We start from the raw sequence: 7510 nt of genomic DNA, 5'->3' as shown, positions 1-7510 counted from the left end.
CCCCCCCCCCCCCCCCCCCCCCCCCCCCCCCCCCCCCCCCCCCCCCCCCCCCCCCGCGCCGGTATCATCGCCGAGGACCCCGCGCGGAAGGATCGACATGACCCAGACGATCACGTCACCGATACCCGTTCTCCCCCGGAAGCAGGACGGACGCCGCGTCCTCCTCAAGCTCTCCGGCGAGGCCTTCGGCGGAGGCGCCGTCGGCGTCGACCCCGATGTCGTCTCCCGCATCGCGGGCGAGATCGCCGAGGGGGTGGCCCAGGGGATTGAATGCGCGATCGTCGTCGGCGGCGGCAACTTCTTCCGCGGCGCCGAACTCTCCCAGCGCGGCATGGACCGCCGCCGCGCCGACTACATGGGCATGCTCGGCACGGTCATGAACTGCCTCGCCCTGCAGGACTTCCTCGAGCAGCGCGGCGTCACCACCCGCGTGCAGACCGCCATCGAGATGGGCCAGGTCGCCGAGCCGTACATCCCGCTGCGGGCCGTCCGCCACCTCGAGAAGGGCCGGGTGGTCATCTTCGGCGCCGGAGCCGGCATGCCCTACTTCTCCACCGACACCGTCGCCGTGCAGCGTGCGCTGGAGATCGGCTGCGAGGAGGTGCTGATGGCGAAGAACGGCGTCGACGGCGTCTACGACTCCGATCCCCGCAAGAACCCCGAGGCGAAGAAGCTCGAGCACGTCACCTACAACGAGGCGCTGCAGCAGGGCCTCAAGGTCGTGGACTCGACCGCCTTCAGCCTCTGCATGGACAACGCCCAGCAGATGATGGTCTTCGGCCTGGATGCCCCGGGCAACATCACCCGCGCCATGCGCGGCGACCGCATCGGCACCGTCGTCACCGCCGACTGACCCGGTCCTCCGTCCCGCGGCCCACCCGTGCGGGACAATGGACGCACGCACCATCCAGAAGAACACCGAGGAGCATCCCGTGAGCGACACCGCCACCATCCTGAAGGACGCCGAGGGCAAGATGTCCAAGGCCGTCGAGGCCACCAAGGAGGAGTTCAGCGCGATCCGCACCGGTCGGGCGAACGCCGCGATGTTCCAGGGCATCATGGTCGAGTACTACGGGGCGGCGACCCCGCTGAACCAGCTCGCTTCGCTGCAGTTCCCCGAGGCGCGCACCATCATCGTCACCCCCTACGATAAGTCCGCGATGGCGGCGGTCGAGACGGCCCTGCGCGAGTCGGACCTGGGCGTGAACCCCACGAACAACGGTGACACGCTGCGCGTCGTCCTCCCCGCCCTCACCGAGGAGCGCCGCAAGGAGTACGTCAAGCTCGCCAAGAACAAGGCCGAGGACGGCCGCGTCTCCGTGCGCGGCTCCCGCGGCAACGCCAAGAAGGCGATCGAGAAGCTGGTCAAGGACAAGGAGATCGGCGAGGACGAGGGCACCCGGGCCGAGAAGGAGCTCGAGGCGCTCACCAAGAAGTACATCGAGCAGGTCGACGAGGCGCTCGGCGCCAAGGAGACCGAGCTCGAGACCATCTGAGCCCTCTCCCGTGAGCACCGACCCGGCACCCGCGCCGCGCCCGGCCGCCCCGACCCCGGTCGAGGCGGCCGTCGGCGTGGTCGACGCGAGCCCGTCGGCCGACGCGCCGGCGGAGACCGGGCCGGTGACCACGGAGCCGGTCCACGCGAAGCGCCGCGGACCGGGCCGCAACCTCCCGGCCGCGATCGCCGTGGGACTGGCTCTGGCGGGCGTGCTGCTCGGTGCCCTGTTCCTGCTCCCGCCGGCCTTCCCGGTTCTGGTGGGCGTGATCATGGTGCTCGCGGTCCTCGAGCTGACCCGCGCGCTGGGGCACGGGGGCCTGCGGGTGCCGGCCGTGCCGCTGCTGGTGGGCGTGGTCGGGATGACCGTCTCCACGGTCGTCTTCGACCAGGAGGGACTGCTGGTCTCGACCGCCGTCGCGGTCTGCGTGCTGATCCTCTGGCGGGTCACCGAGTCGATGGGCCTCAGCGCCCTGCGGGACGTGGCCGGGGGAGTCTTCTGCCTCGTCTGGATCGCCTTCCTGGGCAGTTTCACACTGCTGCTCCACGGCCGGGAGGACGGGGCGCTGCTGGTGCTGCTCGCCGTCCTCGGCCCGGTCGGCAACGACGTGGGCGGCTACATCACCGGCGTCCTCTTCGGCTCCCACCCGATGGCCCCGTCGATCAGCCCCAAGAAGAGCTGGGAAGGCTTCGCCGGCTCCCTGCTGCTGGGGACGACCGGCGTCGCGGCCCTCGGCCACCTCGTGCTCGACCTGCCGCTGTGGGTCGCGATCGCCCTCGGAGCGGTGCTCGTCGTCGTCTCCACCGCCGGTGACCTCGCCGAGTCGCTGCTCAAGCGCGACCTCGGCATCAAGGACATGGGGCATCTGCTGCCCGGCCACGGCGGTGTGCTGGACCGGGTGGACTCCATCCTGCTGGCCGCTCCCACCACCTACATCCTGCTGGAGGTCCTGCTGCCATGAGCACCCGCCCCGTGTCCGATCCGCCCGCCGACCTGCCCGACCTCTCGCGGGAGGCGGTGCCCGGCCAGAAGGTCGCGCTGGCCCCGGGCCAGCTGCAGCTGCGCCCCACCCGCCGCGGCAAGGCCCCCGCCCACCTCGCGGACCTCACGCTGGCCGAGCGCATCGACGCCGTCGAGGAGATGGGGCTGCCCGGCTTCCGTGCCAAGCAGCTCTCGACCCACTACTTCGAGCACTTCACCACGGATCCGGAGGACCTCACCGACCTCCCCAAGGATCGTCGGCAGGAGCTCGTGGACCGCTTCTTCCCCGAGCTGCTCACGGTCGTCTCGCGCCAGTCCGCCGATCACGGCGCGACCCAGAAGTTCCTCTGGAAGCTCTACGACGGCTCGATGGTCGAGTCCGTGCTGATGCGCTACAGCGACCGCGTCACGCTGTGCATCTCCTCCGAGGCCGGCTGCGGCATGAACTGCCCCTTCTGCGCGACGGGCCAGATGGGGCTGACCCGCAACCTCTCGACCGCCGAGATCCTCGAGCAGGTGCGGATCGCGAACCGCATGCTCTCCCGCGGCGAACTGCCCGGCGGCGCCGGCCGGGTCTCGAACATCGTCTTCATGGGGATGGGGGAGCCGCTGGCCAACTACCGTCCCGTCGCGACGACCTGCAAGCGGTTGAACGCCCCGGCGCCCGAAGGCTTCGGGATGGGCGCCCGCCACATCACCGTCTCGACCGTGGGCCTGGCCCCGGCCGTGCGCAAGCTGATCAAGGAGGAGATCCCGGTGACCCTCGCCGTCTCCCTCCACGCCCCCGACGATGCGCTGCGCGACGAGCTGGTCCCCATCAACACCCGCTTCGACGTGGACGAGATCCTCGACGCGGCCTGGGAGTACTTCGAGGCCACGGGCCGACGGGTGAGCATCGAGTACGCCCTGATCCGCGACATCAACGACCAGGCGCATCGTGCCCAGCTGCTCGCGGACCGGCTGATCTCCAAGGGCGGCGCCCACTGGGTGCACGTGAACCCGATCCCGCTGAACCCGGTGAAGGGCTCGAAGTGGACCGCCTCGGACCCGCGGGACGAGAAGCGCTTCGTCGAGATCCTGCGCGACAACGGGATCTCCGCGACCATCCGCGACACGCGCGGCAGCGACATCGACGGCGCCTGCGGGCAGCTCGCCGCGGAGGTCATCGAGTCCGACGCCCACCGTGCCGACCGCGAGGCGCGCGTGGCTCGGGTCGAGGCGGTCGCCGCGGCCGCCGCCCCGACCGCGGACGACTGAGCCGCTGAGCCGCCGAACCGCCGAGCCGCGACGTCCGGGAGCCCCCGGCGCCACCCACCCGAGGAGATGATCGCCCTGGACGTCCGCTTCGAGACCACCCGCTTCGGCGAGGGGTACGACCAGCACGAGGTCGACGAGTTCCTCGACCTCTGCGAGCGCGCCCTCGCGACCCGCGACGGCTCCGTCACCGCCCTCTCGGTCGTCCACCACCGGTTCACGACCACGCGCTTCCGCCAGGGCTACGACATGAACCAGGTGGACGTGTTCCTCGACGAGGAGCTCACGCCGCGCTTCGCCGCGCTCGAGCGGGGCGAGGAGCCGGAGCCGCTGCCGGGAGGCGACCCCGGCCGCGGCCCCGTCAGCGCCAGCGCGGACCGGCGCGTCGTGCCGCGCACGACTCCGCCCGCGCAGGAGCGCGATCCGGCGACCGGGCGGCTGCTCGGCGGGGACGCGTCGGGGAGGCGGCCCGGCCTCCTCGACCGCCTCCTGGGCCTCGACCGCTGAGCCGCCCCGCATCCCCGCACGCCTCCCAGACCCATCCGGTGCCCGCCGCTACAGTGGGGCACCGACAGCACCGAGGAAGGATCCACTGGTGAGCAATTCGTTCGAGCGCGTCTCGCGTCTCAGCGTCGGCTACGACATGCGCGAGGTCGACGAGTTCCTGGCGCGCGCCCGCACCGCCTACGAGGGGCGCGACGCCTCCTTCGGCGGGGCCGACATCACCTCTGCGAGCTTCGGCACCGAGCGCGGCGGCTACGACATGCGCGTGGTCGACGAGGCGCTCGACCGCCTCTCCGACGCCTTCGCGCTGCAGGCCCGCGATGATGCCATCGCCGAGCAGGGCGAGGAGGCGTGGGTCGCGCAGCTGACCCGTCGCGCCGAGGTGCTGCGCGAACGTCTCGAGCGTCCCGCCGGCGACCGCTTCTCCCCGGCAGCCCAGGGCGAGCCCGCCTACGACAAGGCCGACGTCGACGCCCTGTGCGATCAGCTCGTCGCCTACTTCACCGATGGGCTGCCGATGAGCGTGGACGACGTCCGCCGCGCGGCCTTCCGCCGGCGCCGCGGCCCCGAGGGGTACCGTGAGGCCGTGGTCGACGTCTACCTCGACCACGTCGCGGACGTGATGGCCTCCGTCCCGTGACCGACGCGGGGGGCCGCCGCCTCGTCCTGCTGGGATCCACGGGGTCCATCGGGACCCAGACCCTCGAGGTCCTCACCCGCTACCCGGGTCTCGCCCGGGTGCGCGGGCTCGCCGCGGGCGGGTCCCGTCCCGCGCTCGTCGCCGAGCAGGTCCTCGCTCACCGCCCCGAGCAGCTCGTGATCGCCGATCCCGAGCGCGCCGAGGACGTCGAGCGCGCCGTCACCGAAGCCTGCGCCGCCGCGGCCATCCCCGCGCCGGCGATCTCAGTCGGCGCCGCCGAGGTCGAGCGCCTCGCCGGCTCCCTGGGCCCCGGTGACGCGGTGCTGAACGCGATCACCGGATCCGTCGGGCTGAAGCCCACCCTCGCGGCCCTCGCCTCCGGTGCCCGTCTCGCGCTCGCGAACAAGGAGTCCCTCGTCGTCGGCGGTGCGCTCGTCACCGGCGCCGCCGCCCCCGGACAGATCCTCCCGGTCGACTCCGAGCACACCGCGATCGCCCAGGCCCTCGCCGGGGTGCGACCGGACCAGGTCGACCACCTCGTGGTCACCGCCTCCGGCGGCCCCTTCCGCGGCCGCACCCGCGCCGAGCTCGCCGACGTCACCCCCGAGCAGGCCCTCGCGCACCCGACCTGGGCGATGGGCCCCGTCATCACCACCAATTCGGCGACCCTGGTCAACAAGGCGCTCGAGGTGATCGAGGCCTGCTTCCTCTTCGACCTGCCGGAGGACCGGGTGCGCGTGGTGGTCCACCCGCAGTCGATCGTCCACTCCATGGCGACCCTCGTGGACGGCTCGACCATCGCCCAGGCCAGCCCCCCGGATATGCGCCACGCGATCGGCTGGGCCCTCGCCCATCCCGAGAAGCTCCCCGGCCTCGCCCGTCCCCTCGACTTCACCACGGCGCAGTCGTGGACCTTCGAGCCCGTCGACGAGGACACCTTCGGCGCGATCCGGCTCGCCCGCGCGGCGCACCGCGCCGGGGAGGGGGCGATGGCCGTGCTCAACGCCGCGAACGAGGAGGCGGTCGACGCCTTCCTCGCGGGCCGCCTGTCCTTCCTCGGCATCACCGAGCTGCTGGCCGCGGTCCTCGAGGATCCCCGTCGGCCGCGGGCGACCCTCGCCGGCGGCGTGCCCGCCCTGCTCGAGGCCGAGGCGTGGGCCCGCACCGCAGCCCACGCGATCATCCGGTCCCGGGAGGGCTGACCATGCTGCTGTTCGCCCTCGGGGTGCTGATCATCGCGCTCGGTCTCGCGCTCTCCATCGCCTTGCACGAGGTGGGCCACCTGGTGCCCGCGAAACTTTTCGGCGTTCGGGTGACCCAGTACATGATCGGCTTCGGGCCGACGATCCTCTCCCGCACCCGGGGCGAGACCGAGTACGGCCTCAAGGCCTTCCCGCTCGGCGGTTACATCCGCATGATCGGCATGTTCCCGCCGCACCGCGGCGATCCCGAGGGGACGGTCCGGGAGGATTCCACCGGCCTCGTCCAGCAGCTGTCCAGCATGTCCCGGGAGGCGAAGGAGTACGAGTCCTCCCTGTACGGACCCGAGGACGCCCACCGCACCTTCGTCGCGCTGTCCGTGCCGAAGAAGCTCGTGGTCATGCTCGGCGGGCCCACCATGAACCTGCTCATCTCGCTCGTGCTGATGCTGGTGCTGGTCAGCGGGATCGGTCTGCCGGCCGTCACCCCGACGGTGCAGACCGTCTCCGAGTGCGTGGTCCCCGCCGACGCCCCGGCCGATGTCTCCTGCGAGGGGCGACCCGAGGCGCCGGCCCTCGCCGCCGGGATCCAGCCCGGGGACACGCTGCAGGTGATAGACGGGCACCAGATCGACACCTGGGCCGACGTCACCGAGGCCATCCGCGGGGCGGGGGACCGCACCGTCGAGGTCGTCGTCGAGCGCGACGGGCAGACCCTCACCCTGCAGGCCACCCCCATCGTCGACGCCCGCCCGGTGCTCGACGAGGAGGGGTCGGTGGTGTACGCCGCGGACGGCACGCTGCTCACCGAGGAGGTCGGCTTCCTCGGCGTCTCCGGGACGCCCGACCTCGTGCCGCAGTCGCCCACCGAGGTGCCGGCCATGGCCTGGAGCGCCTTCACCCAGACCGGCCGGCTGATCCTCACCCTGCCCGTACGGCTGTACGAGGTGGCCCAGGCCGCCTTCGGCAGCGCCGAGCGAGACCCCGAGGGCCCCCTCGGCGTGGTCGGGGTCTCGCGCCTCGCGGGCGAGGTCGCCGCGGCCGACGAGCCCGGCTTCGAGCTGAAGGAGAAGACCGCGACCCTGGTCTCGATGCTCGCCTCGCTCAACATGGCGCTGTTCGTGTTCAACCTCGTCCCGCTGCTGCCGCTCGACGGCGGGCACGTGCTCGGCGCGCTGATCGAGGGGGTCCGCCGGCTGATCGCCCGGCTGCGCGGCCGCCCCGATCCCGGCCCCGTGGACATGTCCCGGATGCTGCCGCTGACCAACGCGGTCGCGATCGTGTTCCTGCTCATGACCGTCCTGCTGCTGTACGCGGACATCGTCAAACCCATCACCCTGTTCTGACGCCCGCCCCGCTGCCGCGCCCGGCCGGCGCGCCCCGCAGCGCCCTGCTTCCGAGCGCGTCCCGCCGGTGCCCGGAATCGGGAGGTGCCG

Annotated in this window: 8 protein-coding genes; all 8 read left to right on the top strand. The window is 72.4% G+C overall.

The genetic code is table 11. The features are described 5' to 3' along the window. Window positions 1–97: 97 nt before the first annotated feature. The 8 genes from pyrH (at window position 98) to ACZCAH_RS12120 (ending at window position 7420) form a co-directional block, all read left to right on the top strand. Window positions 98–853, top strand: a complete 756-nt coding sequence (gene pyrH, locus ACZCAH_RS12155; protein ID WP_329744736.1) for a UMP kinase — start codon at window positions 98–100, stop codon at window positions 851–853. Between the two features lie 121 nt (window positions 854–974). Continuing rightward, window positions 975–1496, top strand: coding sequence for a ribosome recycling factor (gene frr, locus ACZCAH_RS12150; protein ID WP_329745080.1), 522 nt, complete (start codon window positions 975–977; stop codon window positions 1494–1496). A gap of 10 nt (window positions 1497–1506) precedes the next feature. Next, window positions 1507–2457, top strand: coding sequence for a phosphatidate cytidylyltransferase (locus tag ACZCAH_RS12145; protein ID WP_464341317.1), 951 nt, complete (start codon window positions 1507–1509; stop codon window positions 2455–2457). Next, a complete protein-coding gene (gene rlmN, locus ACZCAH_RS12140) occupies window positions 2454–3734 on the top strand; it encodes a dual-specificity RNA methyltransferase RlmN (protein WP_464341316.1) in 1281 nt (426 codons plus the stop codon). Before ACZCAH_RS12145 ends, rlmN begins: the two co-directional genes overlap by 4 nt. Before the next feature lie 66 nt (window positions 3735–3800). Continuing rightward, window positions 3801–4238 (top strand): DivIVA domain-containing protein, encoded by a 438-nt coding sequence (locus ACZCAH_RS12135; protein WP_464341315.1) that lies wholly within the window; start codon window positions 3801–3803, stop codon window positions 4236–4238. Window positions 4239–4326: 88 nt separating this feature from the next. Then, on the top strand, window positions 4327–4875 hold the full coding sequence (locus ACZCAH_RS12130) for a DivIVA domain-containing protein (protein WP_329744740.1): 549 nt from the start codon (window positions 4327–4329) through the stop codon (window positions 4873–4875). Continuing rightward, the gene (dxr, locus tag ACZCAH_RS12125) at window positions 4872–6077 is read left to right on the top strand and encodes a 1-deoxy-D-xylulose-5-phosphate reductoisomerase (RefSeq protein ID WP_464341314.1); all 1206 of its coding nucleotides are present in this window, start codon (window positions 4872–4874) and stop codon (window positions 6075–6077) included. Before ACZCAH_RS12130 ends, dxr begins: the two co-directional genes overlap by 4 nt. Before the next feature lie 2 nt (window positions 6078–6079). Next, window positions 6080–7420: a M50 family metallopeptidase gene (locus ACZCAH_RS12120; RefSeq protein ID WP_464341313.1), complete on the top strand. Its 1341-nt coding sequence runs from the start codon at window positions 6080–6082 to the stop codon at window positions 7418–7420. The last annotated feature ends 90 nt before the right edge of the window (window positions 7421–7510 follow it).

It is taken from the genome of Brachybacterium sp. B718/18 (assembly GCF_055454375.1).
This window is presented reverse-complemented; position numbering and strand designations above follow the sequence as displayed.